17 protein-coding genes and 1 tRNA gene are annotated in these 15,983 nt (G+C 66.6%); 9 read left to right on the top strand and 9 right to left on the bottom strand.

The genetic code is table 11. From position 1 onward, the window contains the following. Positions 1-107 precede the first annotated feature (107 nt). On the top strand, positions 108-1,448 hold the full coding sequence (locus tag BZF59_RS03295) for a cytochrome P450 (protein ID WP_086606831.1): 1,341 nt from the start codon (positions 108-110) through the stop codon (positions 1,446-1,448). Between the two features lie 68 nt (positions 1,449-1,516). Next, entirely contained in the window at positions 1,517-2,005 is a 489-nt protein-coding gene (gene msrB / locus BZF59_RS03290) for a peptide-methionine (R)-S-oxide reductase MsrB (RefSeq protein WP_086606830.1), read from the top strand. Positions 2,006-2,015: 10 nt separating this feature from the next. Here the strand turns inward: msrB and BZF59_RS03285 are convergent, their stop codons facing one another. Together BZF59_RS03285 and BZF59_RS03280 are read right to left on the bottom strand one after the other, a co-directional pair. Further along, on the bottom strand, positions 2,016-2,693 hold the full coding sequence (locus BZF59_RS03285) for a PilZ domain-containing protein (RefSeq protein ID WP_086606829.1): 678 nt from the start codon (positions 2,691-2,693) through the stop codon (positions 2,016-2,018). Positions 2,694-2,887: 194 nt separating this feature from the next. Next, positions 2,888-2,972, bottom strand: a tRNA-Leu gene (locus BZF59_RS03280). Between the two features lie 105 nt (positions 2,973-3,077). On the opposite strand from BZF59_RS03280, the gene BZF59_RS03275 reads away from it, so the two are divergent. Further along, on the top strand, positions 3,078-4,718 hold the full coding sequence (locus BZF59_RS03275) for a cation:proton antiporter domain-containing protein (protein WP_086606828.1): 1,641 nt from the start codon (positions 3,078-3,080) through the stop codon (positions 4,716-4,718). 252 nt (positions 4,719-4,970) lie between these two features. On the opposite strand, the gene BZF59_RS03270 is transcribed toward BZF59_RS03275, so the two are convergent. Beyond that, positions 4,971-5,249 (bottom strand): integration host factor subunit beta, encoded by a 279-nt coding sequence (locus tag BZF59_RS03270; protein ID WP_017664490.1) that lies wholly within the window; start codon positions 5,247-5,249, stop codon positions 4,971-4,973. Positions 5,250-5,464: 215 nt separating this feature from the next. Further along, complete coding sequence (locus BZF59_RS03265; RefSeq protein WP_245806000.1) at positions 5,465-5,806, bottom strand: GntR family transcriptional regulator; 342 nt, start codon at positions 5,804-5,806, stop codon at positions 5,465-5,467. Between the two features lie 302 nt (positions 5,807-6,108). On the opposite strand from BZF59_RS03265, the gene BZF59_RS03260 reads away from it, so the two are divergent. The 3 genes from BZF59_RS03260 (at position 6,109) to BZF59_RS03250 (ending at position 10,640) form a co-directional block, all read left to right on the top strand. After that, positions 6,109-7,791, top strand: coding sequence for a peptide MFS transporter (locus tag BZF59_RS03260; RefSeq protein WP_086607061.1), 1,683 nt, complete (start codon positions 6,109-6,111; stop codon positions 7,789-7,791). A gap of 90 nt (positions 7,792-7,881) precedes the next feature. After that, positions 7,882-9,324: an amidohydrolase gene (locus BZF59_RS03255; protein ID WP_086606826.1), complete on the top strand. Its 1,443-nt coding sequence runs from the start codon at positions 7,882-7,884 to the stop codon at positions 9,322-9,324. After that, the gene (locus BZF59_RS03250) at positions 9,321-10,640 is read left to right on the top strand and encodes an amidohydrolase family protein (protein ID WP_086606825.1); all 1,320 of its coding nucleotides are present in this window, start codon (positions 9,321-9,323) and stop codon (positions 10,638-10,640) included. Before BZF59_RS03255 ends, BZF59_RS03250 begins: the two co-directional genes overlap by 4 nt. Here the strand turns inward: BZF59_RS03250 and BZF59_RS03245 are convergent. Both BZF59_RS03245 and BZF59_RS03240 read right to left on the bottom strand, forming a co-directional pair. Further along, on the bottom strand, positions 10,628-11,077 hold the full coding sequence (locus tag BZF59_RS03245; protein ID WP_086606824.1) for a hypothetical protein: 450 nt from the start codon (positions 11,075-11,077) through the stop codon (positions 10,628-10,630). The two genes, BZF59_RS03250 and BZF59_RS03245, sit on opposite strands and share 13 nt — an antisense overlap. A 3-nt stretch (positions 11,078-11,080) precedes the next feature. Further along, positions 11,081-11,428 carry a winged helix-turn-helix transcriptional regulator gene (locus BZF59_RS03240; RefSeq protein WP_086606823.1) on the bottom strand — a complete coding sequence of 116 codons (348 nt, stop codon included), beginning with the start codon at positions 11,426-11,428 and terminating at the stop codon, positions 11,081-11,083. A 77-nt stretch (positions 11,429-11,505) separates the two neighbouring features. Between BZF59_RS03240 and BZF59_RS03235 the strand changes: the two genes are divergently transcribed. Then, positions 11,506-11,958, top strand: a complete 453-nt coding sequence (locus tag BZF59_RS03235) for a PaaI family thioesterase (RefSeq protein WP_086606822.1) — start codon at positions 11,506-11,508, stop codon at positions 11,956-11,958. A 47-nt stretch (positions 11,959-12,005) separates the two neighbouring features. Continuing rightward, positions 12,006-12,680, top strand: coding sequence for an NnrU family protein (locus tag BZF59_RS03230; RefSeq protein ID WP_086606821.1), 675 nt, complete (start codon positions 12,006-12,008; stop codon positions 12,678-12,680). Here the strand turns inward: BZF59_RS03230 and BZF59_RS03225 are convergent. Together BZF59_RS03225 and BZF59_RS03220 are read right to left on the bottom strand one after the other, a co-directional pair. Beyond that, on the bottom strand, positions 12,677-13,471 hold the full coding sequence (locus BZF59_RS03225) for an alpha/beta hydrolase (protein ID WP_086606820.1): 795 nt from the start codon (positions 13,469-13,471) through the stop codon (positions 12,677-12,679). The genes BZF59_RS03230 and BZF59_RS03225 overlap by 4 nt on opposite strands. Before the next feature lie 4 nt (positions 13,472-13,475). Next, positions 13,476-14,273, bottom strand: coding sequence for a crotonase/enoyl-CoA hydratase family protein (locus tag BZF59_RS03220; protein WP_086606819.1), 798 nt, complete (start codon positions 14,271-14,273; stop codon positions 13,476-13,478). Between the two features lie 156 nt (positions 14,274-14,429). Here BZF59_RS03220 and BZF59_RS03215 point away from each other — a divergent pair, with 156 nt between their 5' ends. Beyond that, positions 14,430-15,413, top strand: a complete 984-nt coding sequence (locus tag BZF59_RS03215) for an MlaA family lipoprotein (RefSeq protein WP_086606818.1) — start codon at positions 14,430-14,432, stop codon at positions 15,411-15,413. 9 nt (positions 15,414-15,422) lie between these two features. On the opposite strand, the gene BZF59_RS03210 is transcribed toward BZF59_RS03215, so the two are convergent. Then, positions 15,423-15,980: a hypothetical protein gene (locus tag BZF59_RS03210; RefSeq protein ID WP_086606817.1), complete on the bottom strand. Its 558-nt coding sequence runs from the start codon at positions 15,978-15,980 to the stop codon at positions 15,423-15,425. Between the last annotated feature and the right edge of the window lie 3 nt (positions 15,981-15,983).

Genomic DNA, 15,983 nt, shown 5'->3' with positions numbered 1-15,983 from the left:
CTGATCAGTCTCCATTCGCAACCGACTATTGACAAGCCTGTCAGTTAGGGCAGGATGCGACTCGGACAGAGCTGCCCATGCCAGAGGCGGCCTGACGGGAGACAGACATGGCCACCATCGCCCCGCCGCAGCGCCCTCAGGTGCGCCGCGAACCGACCGCATACGATGCCCTGAAGGCGCATTTCGCCGCGCATCCCGAACAGCGGCTCGAACACACGCACCCGTGGGATGTCAGCCGCTCCGACATCTATTTCGAGGACACCTGGCAGCCGATCTTCGCCGAGATGCGCGCCGCCGGGCCGCTGCACTATATCCCTGAAAGCCCGCTCGGCCCCTATTGGGCGGTCGTCGGCCACAAGGCGATCCAGCATATCGAGGCGCTGCCCGAAACCTTCTCGTCCAGCTGGGAATATGGCGGGATCACCATCCTTAACCGCCTGACCGAGGAAGAGGCTGCGGCCTCGGGCATCGACACGCGCGAGCTGCCGATGTTCATCGCGATGGACCGCCCGCAGCACACCGGCCAGCGCCGCACCGTCGCGCCCAAGTTCACGCCGTCGGCGGTCACCGACATGGAGGCCGAAATCCGCCAGCGCACCGGTGATCTGCTGGACAGCCTGCCGCGCGGCAAGGTGTTCGACTGGGTCGAAACCGTCTCGATCGAACTCACCACCGGGATGCTGGCAATCCTGTTCGGCTTTCCGTGGGAGGATCGCCGCTTGCTGACCCTGTGGTCGGACTGGGCGGGCGATACCGAACTCGCCACGGTGCGCGAGATGGACCAGATCCGCTGGAGCTTCCTTCAGGAAATGGGCGCCTATTTCCAGTCGCTGTGGATCGAGCGGACGATGGACACAGAGCCGGGCAATGATCTCATCTCGATGATGCTCCACTCGCCCGCGATGAACCAGATGCGGCCAGAGGAATTCATGGGCAATCTGGTGCTGCTGATCGTCGGCGGCAACGACACCACCCGCAACACCATGAGCGGGATCATCCACGGGCTCGACAAGTTCCCCGACCAGAGGAAGCTGTTCGAGGAAAACCCCGATCTCATCCCCAATGCGGTGCAGGAATGCCTGCGAATCCAGACCCCGCTTGCCCATATGCGCCGCACCTGCACCGAGGATACCGAGGTGTTCGGCCAGACCATCAAGAAGGGCGACAAGGTGGTGCTGTGGTACCTCTCGGCGAACCGCGACGAGGAGGTGTTCGACAACCCCGACAAGCTCGACATCACGCGCGAGAATGCGCGGCGGCACCTGTCCTTCGGCTATGGCATCCACCGCTGCGTCGGCGCGCGGCTGGCCGAGCTGCAATTGAAGGTGCTGCTAGAGGAAATGCACAAGCGCCGGATGCGCGTGCATGTCGCGGGCGATGTCGAGCGGGTGCGCGCGAACTTCGTCCACGGCTTCCGCAAGCTTGAAGTGGAAGTCACCACCTTCTGATGCAGGCTTGCTGAAACTTCGGGCGGGGGCGGAACGTATATAGGGGCAAGGACCAAAGGAGTTTTCTGATGCCCACCCCGCTGATCGACCGTCGCCGCCTGCTTGCGATCGGTGCCGCGCTGCCGTTCATCAGCGCTTGCGGCGAATCTCCGGCCGAGGCCAAGTCTTTCCCCAAGGGCAAGACCGATGCCGAGTGGCGCAAGCTGCTGACGAAAGACCAGTATTACGTGCTGCGCAAGGCGGGCACGGAGCGCGCCTTCACCTCGCCGCTCGACAAGGAAAAGCGCAAGGGCACCTTCACCTGCGCGGGCTGCGGCAATGCGCTCTATGCCTCGGCGCATAAGTATGACAGCGGCACCGGCTGGCCAAGCTTCTGGCAGCCGATCGACAAGGGCGCCGTGGGCACCTCGACCGACTACCTGCTCGGCTATCCGCGCACCGAAGTGCACTGCGCCGATTGCGGCGGGCACCTGGGGCACATCTTCGACGATGGCCCCAAGCCCACTGGCAAGCGCCACTGCATCAACGGCGTGGCAATGAAGTTCGTCCCCGCCTGAGCGGGCCGGATCAGCCCTCGAGCAGCGCGGGCGCCTGCAGCAATGCCGCCAGCCGGGCGAATTCGCCGAGCGTGAAGGTGTCGTCAAACACCACGCCATATTGCCGATCCCGCCGCCAGCGCACCTTGGCGCGCACGTCGCGGGGCTTGCCGGTCAGGCTCGGCACCACGATCCGCACGTTCTGGTCGATCGACAGCAGCGCATCGCAAGTGATCCGTGCTCCCTGCTGCGACAGGTTCTCCACCACCCCTTCGAAACTGCCCGTGAGGCCATGGACCATCACCGGGAAGCACAGGCCAAGGCGCAGGCCGCGTTTGGGATAGTCGCTCGATTCGTTGACCAGCTTGGCGACATCGACCGAGCCGTTGAAGGTGAACCCGGCCTCGTTGTCGCGCTGCCACACGCGGCCGATCTCGTAGATCGCGCCGGCGGGCATATGCAGGGCATAATCCTTGCAGGTCGGCAGGGCATGGAACAGCCGCACGCTGACCCCGGTTTCCGAGACATCGCGGATGACGCAGACGAACTCCCCCTGCGCCGAAACCAGTTTGGCGGCGCGGATCAGCAGGGTAAAGCGCGGCGCGGCGCGCTGCTCCGCGCCCGGGCTGTCTCCGGGGTTGTCGCCGAGGATTTCGGCGGGTCGTTCTGGCGGCGGTTCGAGCCCTTGGTTAAGCGTTGCTGGTTCCATGTCCTGTTGTCCCAACCCGACAGCCCCTGGTCCTGGCACTGGCGAGACATGCACGGGACGCGCCTGTCCCATGCTCCGACCGAGGATTAGGCAGAAGGCGTTAAGGGGATGATAATGCAGCCCCCGCGATGGCCTGATCGGCCTTCGTCAAATGACGCATCGGGCCATGTGCGGGCCCCTCGCTTGCGAATTGCTGGTACGGGCGGCGGGACTCGAACCCGCACGAGCAAAGCTCAGGGGATTTTAAGTCCCCGGCGTCTACCATTCCGCCACGCCCGCATCCCTGCCGCCCTTGGCACAGAATGGCCCATCAGCGCCAGAGCTTGCCAGCCTGACAGCGATGCCCCATCTCGCAGCTGGCAGTAACGGGCAAGCGGGGCGCGCATGGCAGGCGAAGTGGTGGAAACGATCCAGCCGGCGATCACGCTGCTGGGCCTCGGCATCGGCGCCGCGCTGGCGAGCCGCGCGCTGCGGCTCAATCCGATCGTCGGCTATCTCGGGCTGGGGCTGGGGCTGGCGAGCCTGGGCATGGCGCAGGATTTCAGCGGATCGGTGGTCGCCGCGATGGCCGAGGCGGGGGTGATGTTCCTGCTGTTCAATCTCGGACTGCACTTCTCGCTCGGGCGGATCCGGTCCGAGGCGGCCAATATCTTCGGCTTCGGCACCTTGCAAATGCTGATCGCGGGCGGCGGCTTTGCCGTGCTGCTGTGGCTGTTCGGCCTGCCGCCGATCTTTGCCGTGATCGCGGGCTTCGGGCTGGGCCTGTCCTCCACCGCGGTGGTGATCGGCCTGATCCGCGAGCGCGGGCAGGAGGATTGCCCGGTGGGCCGCGCGGCGCAATCAATCCTGATCTTTCAGGATATCGCCGCGATCCTGCTGCTGGTGACCGCGGGCGCGCTCGCCAGCGGGGGCGATCTCGCCCCGGCGCTGGGTCTTGCCGCGGCCAAGGCGCTCGCCGCTTTCGGCATCGCGGTGATCTTCGCCCGCTTCCTCACCGAGCCGCTGTTCGCGCTGATCGCGCGCGCGGGCACGACCGAGGTCTATACCGCCACCGCGCTGTTCATCGCGCTTGCCGCCGGGTGGGCGACGGGGATGGCGGGGCTGTCGCTGACGCTGGGCGCGTTCCTCGGCGGCATGGCGGTGGCGGATTCGCGCTACCGCATTCTGGTGCAGACCGAGATCGACGCCTTTCGCGGGCTGTTCCTCAGTTTCTTCTTCATCTCGGTCGGCCTGTCGATCGACCCTGCGCTGCTGGCGCGCGACTGGGGGCTGGTGGCGGGGCTGACGCTGGCGATGATCGTGCTGAAATGCGCCTTCAACGTCGGCGCGGGCCTGCTCAACCGCTGGTCGGTGCCGGGCTCGATCCAGCTCGGCTTTCTGCTGGGGCAGGGGAGCGAGTTCACGCTGGTGCTGCTCGCTCTGCCCGCGGTGGCCGGGTTGGCCGAGCCGCGGCTGGTCTCGGCACTGGTCACCGCGATCGCGATCAGCCTCGCGGTGACGCCGCTGATCTCGAACATTGGGCGCAAGCTCGCCGGGCGGCTGCGGCAGGGCCTGCCCGACAGCAAGCTGGCGGGTGACGATGCGCCGGTGCTGATCATCGGCATGACCCCGGCAGGCCGCGCGGTGGCCGATGCGCTGGCGGCGAGCGATGTCGGCTACCTCGCGATCGATGCCGATCACGACCGCTTCCAGATGGCGCTGGCCGATGGCTACCACGTCCACAACGCCAACCCCGCCGATCCGCGCAGCTGGGATGCGATCGGGGTGGAGCGGCGGCAGGTGCTGGTGGTGGCGACCGGCGCGACCGACGCCTCGCGCGAGCTCACTCCGCTGGCCGAGCAGCGGATGCCGGGGATCGCGCGGATCATCGCCGTCCCCGATGCCGAGGCTGCCAGCGAGATGACGGCGCTGGGCCTGCTGCCGGTCGACATGAGCACGAGCGGCGGGGCCGAGCGGCTGACCGAGCTGATCTTCGCCTCACTGGGCCGCGAACGGGTGCTGCCGATCCCGGGGCTGGCGGCGTAATTTGTTTGCGTCCCCGCCTCCGCGGGGACGTCCTCGGTGCGTTTCGATCCTTTCAGGATCGAGCACCTGCGGCTCGCGCGCGTGCGCTCGCGGTCGCTGACGCGACCGAGCTACCGCTTAACGTTGCGTGTAAGCAATTCGCTGCCAACCGGCCCCGTCAGGGGCCGCAAGGCCGACCGGCCGCCCGCAGGCGATCAGACGCGCAGCGGCTGAGGCTCGCCGAGGACGAGGGCGCGGATGCGCCCTCGCAACTCATTTGTTCAAGCGCTCGCGGATTTCCTTGCCGGCCTTGAAGTACGGCACGCGCTTTTCGGGCACGTCGACCGTTTCGCCGGTGCGCGGGTTGCGACCGCTGCGCGCTTCGCGCTCACGGGTCGAAAAGGCACCAAAGCCGCGCAGCTCGACCCGGCCGCCCTCGGCCAGTCGCTGGGCTATTTCGTCGAAGAAGATATCCACGACCTGCTCGATTTCATCGGCACGAAGGTCGGGATTGTCCTTGTGCAGTTCCTGCAACAACTCGGATCTGATCATGGCGATCTCCAAGCGTCCATGGACGGTCGCGCCGCCACATCACGCCCCAATGCGGGTTACCCCGTCGTTATGTTCAATTCGCCTCCGACCCGTGAGGCGCCCCCATTAATCGCACACATGCAGCAGATGCAATCCCACTACATGATGCCTGAACAGATTGTCAGAATTCGGCACGCCGCGCAACCTGCATTAGTGTCAGTAAGCGGCAATTTCCTCTACGTAAGAGCGAGTTCCGCCGGGTCGAGGCCAAGCCGCTGCATCCGGCTGCGGATTTCGGGCCATTCCTGCCGCAGGAAGGCCTCACGCTCGGCAGCGCGCAGCCGTTCCGCCGCGCCGCGCACGACATACATGCCGACACCGCGCTGCACTTCGACCAGCCCGTCGTTCTGGAACTGCTGATAGGCCTTGGCGACGGTGAGCGGATTGGCCCCCTGCTCCGCCGCCAGCGCGCGCACCGACGGGAGCATCGCGCCTTCCGGATAGACCCCGTCGATGATCGCGGCGGCGATCTGGTCACGCAGCTTGAGATAGACGGGGCGGTTGGCGTTGGGGTTCATAGGGTGCATCAGTGCCATAATACAGCCATGCGGTCAATTGGTTTGCGGACCCGCCTCCGCGGGTCCGTCCTCGGCGAGTCTCCGTCGCTGCGCGCCGGATCGCCTGCGGGCGCGCGGTCGCGCTTGCGGCCCGTCCGTTGGCGGGCCGAGGCATTTCGCTGCCGCTCTATTGCGCTCCGGCTATTCCGTTACCCAAGCACGCAACAAAAGCTTCACACGGGCGCAACAGGCGCTAGGGTGCGCTCCCATTGCGGTGGTGTGGTGAGGCACCTCCCCCAAATCATTCGATGGGGATCGAATTCATGATGGATATTTCGCTGTGGGGTTACGGTGAGTGGGCCGCAACCGTAGCCACTCTTGTGCTGGGCGCCTTTCTGATCGGGGGCGCATGGGCCGTCACCCGCCCTGGCGAGGAGGTTCTGGGACACCCCAAAGGCCTCTACATGCTGTTCTTCGCCGAGATGTGGGAGCGGTTCTCCTACTACGGCATGCGCGCGCTGCTGACGCTCTACCTCGTCAAGCACTGGCTCTATTCCGATGGCAGCGCCAACCTGATCTACGGGGCTTACACCTCGCTGGTCTATGTGACCCCGGTGCTGGGCGGCTGGCTGGCTGATCGCTACCTCGGCCAGCGCAAGGCGGTGGTGTTCGGCGCGGTGCTGCTGACGCTGGGCCATTTCTTCATGGCGTTCGAGGGCGACGGATCGGGCTATAGCAACGACCCCGCGCTCAACGTGTTCTGGCTGGCGCTGGCGCTGATCATCGTCGGATCGGGCTTTCTCAAGGCGAACATCTCGGTGCTGGTCGGGCAGCTCTACAGCCGCACCGACATCCGCCGCGACAGCGCCTACACCATCTTCTACATGGGCATTAACCTCGGCGCGACCTGCGGCGTGCTGATCGCCGCCTTCCTCGGCGAAACCGTCAGCTGGGCGCTGGGCTTCGGGCTTGCCGGTGTCGGCATGCTGCTGGGCCTCGTCGTGTTCGTGGCGGGCAAGTCGCTGCTGCGCGGCAACGGCGAACCGCCGGTGCCCGCCAAGCTCAAGCAGAAAGTTGCAGGCCTCCCGCTCGAATGGCTGCTCTATGCGGTCGGATTTGCCGGCGTGGGGCTGATCTGGGTGCTGATCCAGTTCCAGGAGACGGTCGGCTGGATTCTGCTCGCTTCGGGCGCTGCCCTCTTGGTCTATGTGCTGATCGAAGCCTTCAAGCTCGACAATGACGCGCGCGACCGGGTGTTCGCGATGATCTTCCTGATCCTGCTGATGCCGCTGTTCTGGGGTCTGTTCGAACAGGCCGGCGGCTCGCTCAACCTGTTCACCGATCGCCACGTCGATCGCGGCAGCGTGCCGACGACCTTCTTCCAGTCGATCAACTCGATCTACATCATCCTGCTCGGCCCGGTCTTCGTCGGCATCTGGCAGTTCCTCGCCCGGCGCGGGATCGAGCCTTCGACCCCGGCCAAGATGGGTCTCGGGATCGTGCAGATGGGCCTCGCCTTCGTGGTGATGGTATGGGGGGCGGAGACCTTCAACGTCACCAATGCGGCGGGCGAAAGCATGATGCCGGTGCTGTTCCTGTTCATCTTCTACCTGCTGGCCACCACTGGCGAGCTGTGTCTGTCGCCGGTCGGCCTGTCGGCGATCAACCGGCTGTCGGCGCGCCATATGGCCAGCCTGATGATGGCGGCGTTCTTCTTCGGCACCGCGGGCGGCAATTTCGTCGCCGGCTTCATGGGCTCGCTGATGGGTGAGGGCGAAGGCGGCAACATGACGCGCGAAGGTGCGCTGGAAGCCTATTGGACCATGGGTCTGGTGGCGACCGGGATTGGCGTGCTGATCGTGATCGTCAGCCCGCTGGTGAAGAAGCTGATGCACCTCGACACCCTGCGCGACGACAATGTCGGCGACAATCTCGAAGGTCAGGCGCAGGCCGGTCTCGAAAATCAGGAAGCCGGAATCCACCCGGCGACCCGTCCGGCCGAGTAAGGGCGACCGGACACGATAGTCGTCCAACGGCATGGACAAGCCCCCCGTTTCCCGGCACATCTTGCAGCCGGGAAACGGGAAGGGTTTTCGATGACATCACATATCAAGCCACGCGCGCGTCTGGGCGCGTTCGCCAGCCTTGTCAGCGCGCTGGCGCTGATCGCGGGCGCCGCGGTCGCCGATGCGAAGGAACGCGACAAGGGCCGCAAGAAGGACAAGGACGAAGAAGTCGCCGAGGCCCCGGCCTTCGCCGCCACCAAGGCGGGCGATCCGGTCTTCGCCTCGACCTACAAGCCCTTCCCCAATGCCGCCACCGCGATTCGCGGCGCGACCGTCTATGACGGCAAGGGCGGCGTGATCGAGGGCGGCGTCGTGTTCATGAGCGGCGGCAAGATCGTCTCGGTCGGCGGCCCCGACACCCCGATCCCGGCCGACATCGCGGTGTTCGACGGTGCGGGCAAGTTCGTCACCCCCGGCATCATCGACATCCACTCGCACCTCGGCGACTATCCCTCGCCCGGTGTCGAGGCCCATTCGGACGGGAACGAAGCCACCGCGCCGACCACGCCCGAGGTCTGGGCCGAACATTCGGTCTGGCCGCAGGACCCCGGCTTCAGCCGCGCGCTCGCCAATGGCGGGATCACCGCGCTGCAGATCCTCCCCGGCTCGGCCAACCTGATGGGCGGGCGCTCGGTGACCTTGAAGAACGTGCCCGCGCGCACGGTGCAGGGGATGAAGTTTCCCGGCGCGCCCTATTCGATGAAGATGGCCTGCGGGGAGAACCCCAAGCGCGTCTACGGCAACCGCGGGCGGATGCCTTCGACCCGGATGGGCAACTTCGCGGTCAACCGCGAAACCTGGCTCGGAGCGATCGATTATGCCAACGACAAGAAGGCCAAGCGCGATCTCGCCAAGGAGACGCTGGTGGGCGTGCTCAAGGGCGAAATCCTGATCCAGAACCACTGCTACCGCGCCGACGAAATGGCGCTGGTGCTCGATATGGCCAAGGAGATGGGCTACAAGGTCGCCGCCTTCCACCACGCGGTCGAGGCTTACAAGATCGGCGATCTGCTGCGCGAAAACGACGTGTGCAGCGCGATCTGGGCCGACTGGTACGGCTTCAAGATGGAAAGCTACGACGGTATCCTCGAAAATGCCGCCTTCCTGCAACGCGAAGGCGCCTGCGTGGTGATCCACTCGGACGACCAGAACGATATCCAGCGCCTCAATCAGGAGGCGGCCAAGGCACAGGCCGCCGGGCAGCGGCTGGGCATGGACATTCCCGATGCGACCGTGATCCAGTGGATCACCTTCAACGCCGCCAAGGCGATGGGGATCGACAAGCTCACCGGCAGTCTCGAACCCGGCAAGATGGCCGATGTGGTGCTGTGGAACGGCGATCCGCTGAGCGTCTATTCGCGCCCCGAGAAGGTGTGGATCGACGGCGCGCTGATGTTCGATGCGATGAACCCCAAGACACGGCCCGTCAGCGATTTCGAGCTCGGCCAGCCCGGTGAAGGAGATGTGAAATGAAGCGGCTCCTTACCCTCGGCGCGGTCAGCGCGCTCGCTCTCGCCGCCAGTCCCGCGCTGGCGCAGGACATGGTCGTCACCAACGCGAAGCTGGTGATCGGCGACGGCAGCGCACCGATCGAAGGCGGCACGGTGATTGTCGAGGCTGGCAAGGTGGTGTTCGCGGGCATCGCGGCGCCCGGCCAGACCTACACCACCGATGTGGTGGTCGACGCGGGCGGCGCCTGGGTCACGCCCGGCATCTTCGCCACGGTGACGACGCTGGGTCTTTCCGATGTGTCGGCGGTGGACGAATCGAACGATATCACCGCGCGCCAGACGCCGTTCAGCGCGGCGCTCGATGCGGCGACCGCGATCAACCCGACCTCGCAGCACATCCTCGTCCACAAGGCCGCCGGGATCACCCGCGCGGCGACGGCGATGCTGCCCACGGGCTCGATCTTTGCAGGGCAGGGCGCGATCATCGATCTGGATGGCGATGCCAATCCGGTGGTGCAGGCGCGCGCCTTCCAGATGATCAACCTCGGCGAAGGCGGGGCGGACCGCGCGGGCGGCAGCCGCGCCGCGGCCCATGCGCTGTTGCGCGCGGCGCTGCGCGAGGCGCAGGCGCTGGTCGGCAAGCCCGGCATTCCCGAGACCACCGAGATCGGCAAGGATGACGAGGTCTACCTCTCCCGGTTCGATGCCGAAGCGCTGGTGCCGGTGGTGACGGGCAAGCAGAAGCTCTATGTCGCGGTTGACCGCATGGCCGATATCCGCAGCGTTCTGGCGCTCAAGAGCGACTATCCCCGGCTCGATCTGGTGCTGGTCGGCGCGACCGAGGGTTGGCTGGTGGCGGACGAAATCGCCGCCGCGGGCGTGCCGGTGATCGCCAACGGCTTGATCGACCTGCCCGAGACCTTCGAGCAATTGGGCGCGACCCAGTCCAACGCCGGGCGCATGACCAAAGCGGGCGTGAAGGTCGCGATCAACGCCGCGACGATGCAGGACCCGCGCCGCTTGCAGCAGGTGGCGGGCAATCTCGTGGCGCTCACCAAGATGCCCGGCGCGACCGGCATGGAATGGGGTCAGGCCTTCGCGGCGATCAGCTCCGTCCCCGCCGAGATCAGCGGGATGGGCGGTAGGGCGGGCGTGCTCAAGCCCGGCGCGATGGGCGATGTGGTGATCTGGACCGACGATCCGCTGGAAGTCGGCAGCGTGCCGACGCAGGTGTTCATCGGCGGCGTGGCGCAGGATCTCACCAACCACCAGACCCGCCTGCGCGATCGCTACAAGACGCTCGACGAAAGCGCCCGGCCCAAGGCCTACGACTGGTAAGCGCGGCGCTCGCTGCGGCGGAGAGGGCGGATGCGCCCGATCCGCCGGGCGAGGGAGAAGGGTTGACGCACTTCGAAGCGGCGCAGCTCTGCCCCCGCTTCGGCATCGCCGGCGCGCGCGGCTCTGCGCAGCCAGTGGCGATAGCCCGCCAGATCGCCTGCGTGGAATAGCGTCATCGCAAGGTTCTGTGCGGCGGTGATATCACCGAGCCGATGGGCGAGGCGCATAAGGGCGGCCGGGCTGCGCGTGTCGCATATCCGGCCGATCGCGCGGGGATCGCCGCTTCGCGTGTCCCAGCGCGCCAATTCCAGCATGGCCTGAGCATAACCGCGCAGCGCGAGGTGTTCGAGCACCGGCATGGCGAAGCCATTGGCCCGGCGTTCCATGATGGCATCCGCGCGCAGGAACAGGCGCTCGGCCTTTGAGGTTGTGATCATCGCTCAGCCCGCCGGCCAGCGTGCCGGGGCCTCGTCCTCGGCGAACAGGTGTGCGCTGCTCCATCCGGCCATTTCGGTGAAGACCGGCACCAGCGCGTGGGCCTTGTCGGTCAGGATGTAGCGCGCGCGCTTGCCCTCGGGCGGGTCGCGGCGGAGGAGTCCCGCCTCTTGCAGGATCGCGAGGCGCGAGGTCAGTGCGGCGCGGTTGATGCCGAGCCGGTCGACGAATTCCTCGAAACGTTCCGCGCCCAGGAAGGCATCGCGCAGGATCAGCAGCACCCAGCGATCGCCCAGCAGGCGCGCGGCGCGGGCCACGGGGCAGGGTGCGCGCGAGGGGCGATAGGTCTTCATCGGTCTGATTATCAGACTTGCGCGCCCCCAAGGCAAGCGTCATAACGTCTGGATTGCAGACTTGAAGGAGCCCGCCCATGACCGCCCCCTTGCCCGACCGCTTCGCCTCGCCCGAGGAATCGATCGCCTACATGAAGACCGTCGCGGTCGGCCGGTCGGGCTTTTCCAGCTGGCTCGATATCGAGCCGGTCCGCGTGTGGGAGGGGGAGAGCGAATTGCTGCTCGTCATGCGGCCCGAGATGACCCAGCACCACGGCTATGCCCATGGCGCGATCGTCGGCCTGATGGCGGACAATGCCTGCGCCTGGGCAGGGGCCTCGGTCGCAGGCGATGTGGTGACGGGGGGCTACACCATCGATTTCCTGCGCCCGGCCAAGGGCGAACGGCTGCGGGCCAAGGGCACGGTCGTCAAGGCGGGCAAGCGGCAGGTGGTGGTGCGCGCCGATGTCTGGGCGGAAACCGAGGGTGCGGCTCCGGTCCATGTCGCGGCGGCGCAGGCCACCATTGTCCCAACCGGGATCATCCCCTGATCTGTGCCCGCTAGGCGGGCCGATTCTGCCGTGATAGATTGTCACCTATGGACGGGGACATCATCAATCTCATCGCGGCGAACATCGCCTTTGTCGGCACGCATTTCGCCATGTCGCATCCGCTGCGCGCGCCGATGGTAAAGGCCTTGGGGGCGGGCGGGTTTCAGGTCGCCTACAGCTTCGTCAGCTTCGCCACGCTGGGGTGGGTCTATTTCGCCTTCGTCGCCGCGCCGCCGGCCGATCTGCCGGGTTCGGGCAATGTCGGCTGGATCATCGCCACCGCGCTGACGTGGCCCGCGATGGTGCTGCTGGCCGGTTCCTTCATCGGGAACCCGGCGCTCCCCACCCCGATGGCCGAAGCCCAGACCCGCGCCGCACCGCAAGGCGCGCTGCGCGTCACCCGGCATCCGATGATGTGGGGGATCGGGCTGTGGGCGACCTCGCACCTGGTGCTGTTCTGGAGCACCCGGACGATGATCACCGCGCTCGCGATGGGCATCCTCGCGCTGGTGGGCGCGAAGTTGCAGGACGCCAAGAAGGAAGCGCTGATGGGCGAAGCCTGGGCCACTTGGGAGCGCAAGACCAGCTACTGGCCGCGCTGGGGCAAGCTTTTCAGCGTCGGCGCAGTGCCTCTGCTGGCGGGGACGATCCTGTGGCTCGCGGGCCAATGGCTCCACCTGTGGCGGGCGGGGATCGACGCGGGGGTGTGGCGGTGGCTCTAGAGCCCCAGGCCGTTCAACCACGCCACCTGCGCGGCCTGAAGCCCGGCATCGTGCGAGATCATGTGCTCTGCCCCCTCAACGGCGCGGAACGTCGCGGTGGGCGCGGCCCTGGCTAGGCGCTCTCCCAGCGCAAAAGGCACCACCGTGTCGGCGGTGCCGTGCAGGATCAGCACCGGCATCCTCAGGTTCGGCACCTTGGCGAGATTCTCGAACCGGTCACGCACCAGCAGACCTGCGGGGACGAGGGGCATTGCTTCCGCGGCCGCATCGGGGAGCGAGGTGAAGGGCGCGAGCAATACCAGCGCGGCGGGCGCAAATTCGCGTGCCATCTGGGTCGCGGTGCCGGTGCCGAGCGAATGGCCGACGATCACGGTCTGCCCCGGTGCGATCCCCTGAGCGCTGAGAAAGGCCATCGCCGCGCGCCCATCCTGATAGAACCCCGCTTCCGATGGCGCGCCCGGATTGCCGCCATAGCCGCGATATTCGACCAGCAGCACGCCGTATCCCCTTTCGGCGTAGGTCTGCGTCTCGAAGCTGGCACCTGCGAGCGAGCCGCCATTGCCGTGAAAGAACATGATCGCAGGCCGCCCCGCATCCGGCGCGCGCCAATGGGCCTGCAAGGCGAGGCCGTCTGCGGTTTGCAGCGTAACCTCCGCAAAGCCCGGCGCCGGGGCGTGGCGTTCCTGCGGAGCGGGGTAGATCAGGCTGCGCTGGGCGACGAACAGCACTGCCAGCACCGCAAGATAGGCGACCAGCAGCCCGACAGCGAGCCGCCGCGCGAACCGTGCCACGCGCCTATTCGCCCGTGAATACCGCGCTGCGCTTCTCAATCAGCGCGGCGACGCCTTCGGCGTGGTCGGCAGTGGTGTGCATCATCGCCTGAGTGTTGGCGGCGAGTTCCAGCGCCGTGTCGTAGCTGACCTGCTGGCCCTGCCGCAGCAGGTTCTTGGTGTGGCGCAGCGAGTGCGGCGGGAGCCGGGCGATCTTTCCCGCCAGCGCGCGCGCCTCGTCCATCAGGGCATCGGGCGCGACGACGCGGCTGACGAGGCCCCAGTCCTTCGCGGTGGCGGCGTCGATCACGTCGCCGGTGTAGAACAGTTCCGCCGCGCGGCTCATCCCGATAACGCGCGGGAGGATCCAGGTGCCGCCGTCGCCGGGGATGATCCCCAGTTTGAGGAAGGTCACACCGAACTTCGCGGCTTCGCTGGCGATCCGGATATCGGCGAGGCAGGCGACATCGCAGCCAAGGCCGATGGCGGGGCCGTTCACCGCCGCGATCAGCGGAACGCGGATGCCGTAGAGCGCGCGCAGCATCAGGTGGATATTGTCGCGATACCCGTCCGAAATCGCGGGCGTGGTGCCGCCGAAGGTGCCGGTCTTGTCGCGCATCGCCTTGATATCGCCGCCCGCGCTGAAGGCCCGGCCCGCGCCGGTCAGGATTACCACCCGGCATTCCATGTCGCGGTTGATCGCATTAGCGACACTGACAAACGCATCCCCGTCCCCCGGCGCGCCGAGCGGGTTCATCGTCTCGGCCCGGTCGAGCGTGAGAATGGTGACGGGGCCTTCCTTGGCCACTTGGATCAGGGACATGCGGAGCCTTGCACTATTTCGATAATCAGTTCAGCCTGCGTATAGGCGGGCGGGAACAAGGGCAAGGCTACGGCCTTGTGTCCCTTGCTATTGATAGGGGTGTAGCGGAGAACCCAATTGCCCAGCCTGACACTGCTTGCCACCTCTCCTCCTTTGATGAGCGCCGTGCTGGCGCTTTCCCCGCCCGCACCGCTGCCTCCGCCCGCGCCCGCTGCCGGGGTGGTGCCGATCGCGTGGAGCCTCGATGCGCCGCAGGACGCGCCTGCCGGCCCGCAGGACGACAGCGCGCCGCCCGCCGAAGGTGAGCCCGCCGAGGGTGAGGCTCCGCCGGAGGAAGAGATCAACGAGATCGTGGTCGAGGGCGACTACGGCCCGCCCAAGACTGATCCCGCCGAACAGATCAATGCCGAAAGCTACCGCCTGACCCAGGCGGTCGATTCCGCCGTGATCGAGCCGGTCGCCTATGCCTATCGCGACGGCCTGCCCGAGCCCATCCGCGACGGCCTCGGCAATGTGGTGCGCAATCTGGGCGAGCCGAGCAATGCCTTGAACTTCCTGTTGCAGGGCAAGGTTGGCAAGGCGTTCGAGACGCTGGGGCGGTTTACAATCAATTCGACCATCGGCGTGGGCGGATTGTTCGACGTGGCGGGCAAGAAGGCCGATCTGCCCTATCGCCGCAACGGCTTTGCCAACACGCTGGGCTATTATGGGGTGGGGCCGGGGCCCTATCTCTACCTGCCGGTCACGGGGGCGACCAGCGTGCGCGATCTGGCCGGGAGCACGCTCGATCAGCTGCTGCTGCCGGTGGCTTTCGGCAAGCCTTTCAATCGCACCGAATATGCGGCGACCTATTTCGTGGTCAACGGGTTGGACCAGCGGCTGAAATTCGACGAAGAAATCGCCAGCATCCGCGAATCCGATGATCCCTATGGCTTGCGCCGCGAAACCTATCTCGCCCAGCGCCGCCGCGACATCGCGCAGCTGAAGGGCGAACCGATTTCGGAAGAGGATGCGGAGTGGCTCGCGGAGCTGGAGGAACTGAAGAAGCAGCAGGCCACTGCGCCCGCGCCCTCGAGCGAAACGGCCCCGGTTGAAGCGCCCGCCAACCCCGAAACGGTGGGTATCACGCAGCCGCGCTAGGACGCGGGCCTAACGGTGAGCGGCGGCGATTTCTTCCATCTCGCGCTCGAAATCGGTCTTGGGGCGGTGCGCGAGGATCGAGTCGAAAATCTCCTGCGTCGTCCGGTCCATCTGGTTGGTCCAGATCCAGACATCGCCGAAGAACTCGCGCGCGTGGCTGCCGTTGATCCACCAGATCCACTGGCGATGGCGGCGCTCGAGCGGGTATTTTGACGGCTTCCAAAGCGTCACCCCGAGCCGTCCGGCGTCGCGGTGCAGCCCCTTGATCGAGCGCAGGCCGATCACCTTCTCGCCATGCGCGCGGACGTAGAGCCCCTTGGCGCTGACTATCACCTGTTCGCGCCGGTCGAACAGGCGGAGGGTGTGGACCACGGCGATGAGGCCGAAAAATGCGAGGCCGACGATTCCGGCCAGACCGAGGAGCGGCCCGATCGTGGCCTGGCTTGCAAAGCCCCCGATGGCGAAGGGAAAGCACGCCGCTGCCATTGCGCCGGACAGGATGGCCCAGCCCAGCAGCTTGGGAACGGAATAGCGCGCCACGAGAATGTCGGGCGCGCTGTCCGCCATTGC

This window comes from Erythrobacter donghaensis, assembly GCF_002155425.1.
GTDB lineage: Bacteria > Pseudomonadota > Alphaproteobacteria > Sphingomonadales > Sphingomonadaceae > Erythrobacter > Erythrobacter donghaensis.
This window is presented reverse-complemented; position numbering and strand designations above follow the sequence as displayed.

Coding starts and splice junctions, on each gene's coding strand:
- BZF59_RS03295 (WP_086606831.1), top strand. CDS start 108: ATGGCCACCATCGCCCCGCCGCAGCGCCCTCAGGTGCGCCGCGAACCG.
- msrB (WP_086606830.1), top strand. CDS start 1,517: ATGCCCACCCCGCTGATCGACCGTCGCCGCCTGCTTGCGATCGGTGCC.
- BZF59_RS03285 (WP_086606829.1), bottom strand. CDS start 2,693: ATGGAACCAGCAACGCTTAACCAAGGGCTCGAACCGCCGCCAGAACGA.
- BZF59_RS03275 (WP_086606828.1), top strand. CDS start 3,078: ATGGCAGGCGAAGTGGTGGAAACGATCCAGCCGGCGATCACGCTGCTG.
- BZF59_RS03270 (WP_017664490.1), bottom strand. CDS start 5,249: ATGATCAGATCCGAGTTGTTGCAGGAACTGCACAAGGACAATCCCGAC.
- BZF59_RS03265 (WP_245806000.1), bottom strand. CDS start 5,806: ATGAACCCCAACGCCAACCGCCCCGTCTATCTCAAGCTGCGTGACCAG.
- BZF59_RS03260 (WP_086607061.1), top strand. CDS start 6,109: ATGATGGATATTTCGCTGTGGGGTTACGGTGAGTGGGCCGCAACCGTA.
- BZF59_RS03255 (WP_086606826.1), top strand. CDS start 7,882: ATGACATCACATATCAAGCCACGCGCGCGTCTGGGCGCGTTCGCCAGC.
- BZF59_RS03250 (WP_086606825.1), top strand. CDS start 9,321: ATGAAGCGGCTCCTTACCCTCGGCGCGGTCAGCGCGCTCGCTCTCGCC.
- BZF59_RS03245 (WP_086606824.1), bottom strand. CDS start 11,077: ATGATCACAACCTCAAAGGCCGAGCGCCTGTTCCTGCGCGCGGATGCC.
- BZF59_RS03240 (WP_086606823.1), bottom strand. CDS start 11,428: ATGAAGACCTATCGCCCCTCGCGCGCACCCTGCCCCGTGGCCCGCGCC.
- BZF59_RS03235 (WP_086606822.1), top strand. CDS start 11,506: ATGACCGCCCCCTTGCCCGACCGCTTCGCCTCGCCCGAGGAATCGATC.
- BZF59_RS03230 (WP_086606821.1), top strand. CDS start 12,006: ATGGACGGGGACATCATCAATCTCATCGCGGCGAACATCGCCTTTGTC.
- BZF59_RS03220 (WP_086606819.1), bottom strand. CDS start 14,273: ATGTCCCTGATCCAAGTGGCCAAGGAAGGCCCCGTCACCATTCTCACG.
- BZF59_RS03215 (WP_086606818.1), top strand. CDS start 14,430: ATGAGCGCCGTGCTGGCGCTTTCCCCGCCCGCACCGCTGCCTCCGCCC.
- BZF59_RS03210 (WP_086606817.1), bottom strand. CDS start 15,980: ATGGCGGACAGCGCGCCCGACATTCTCGTGGCGCGCTATTCCGTTCCC.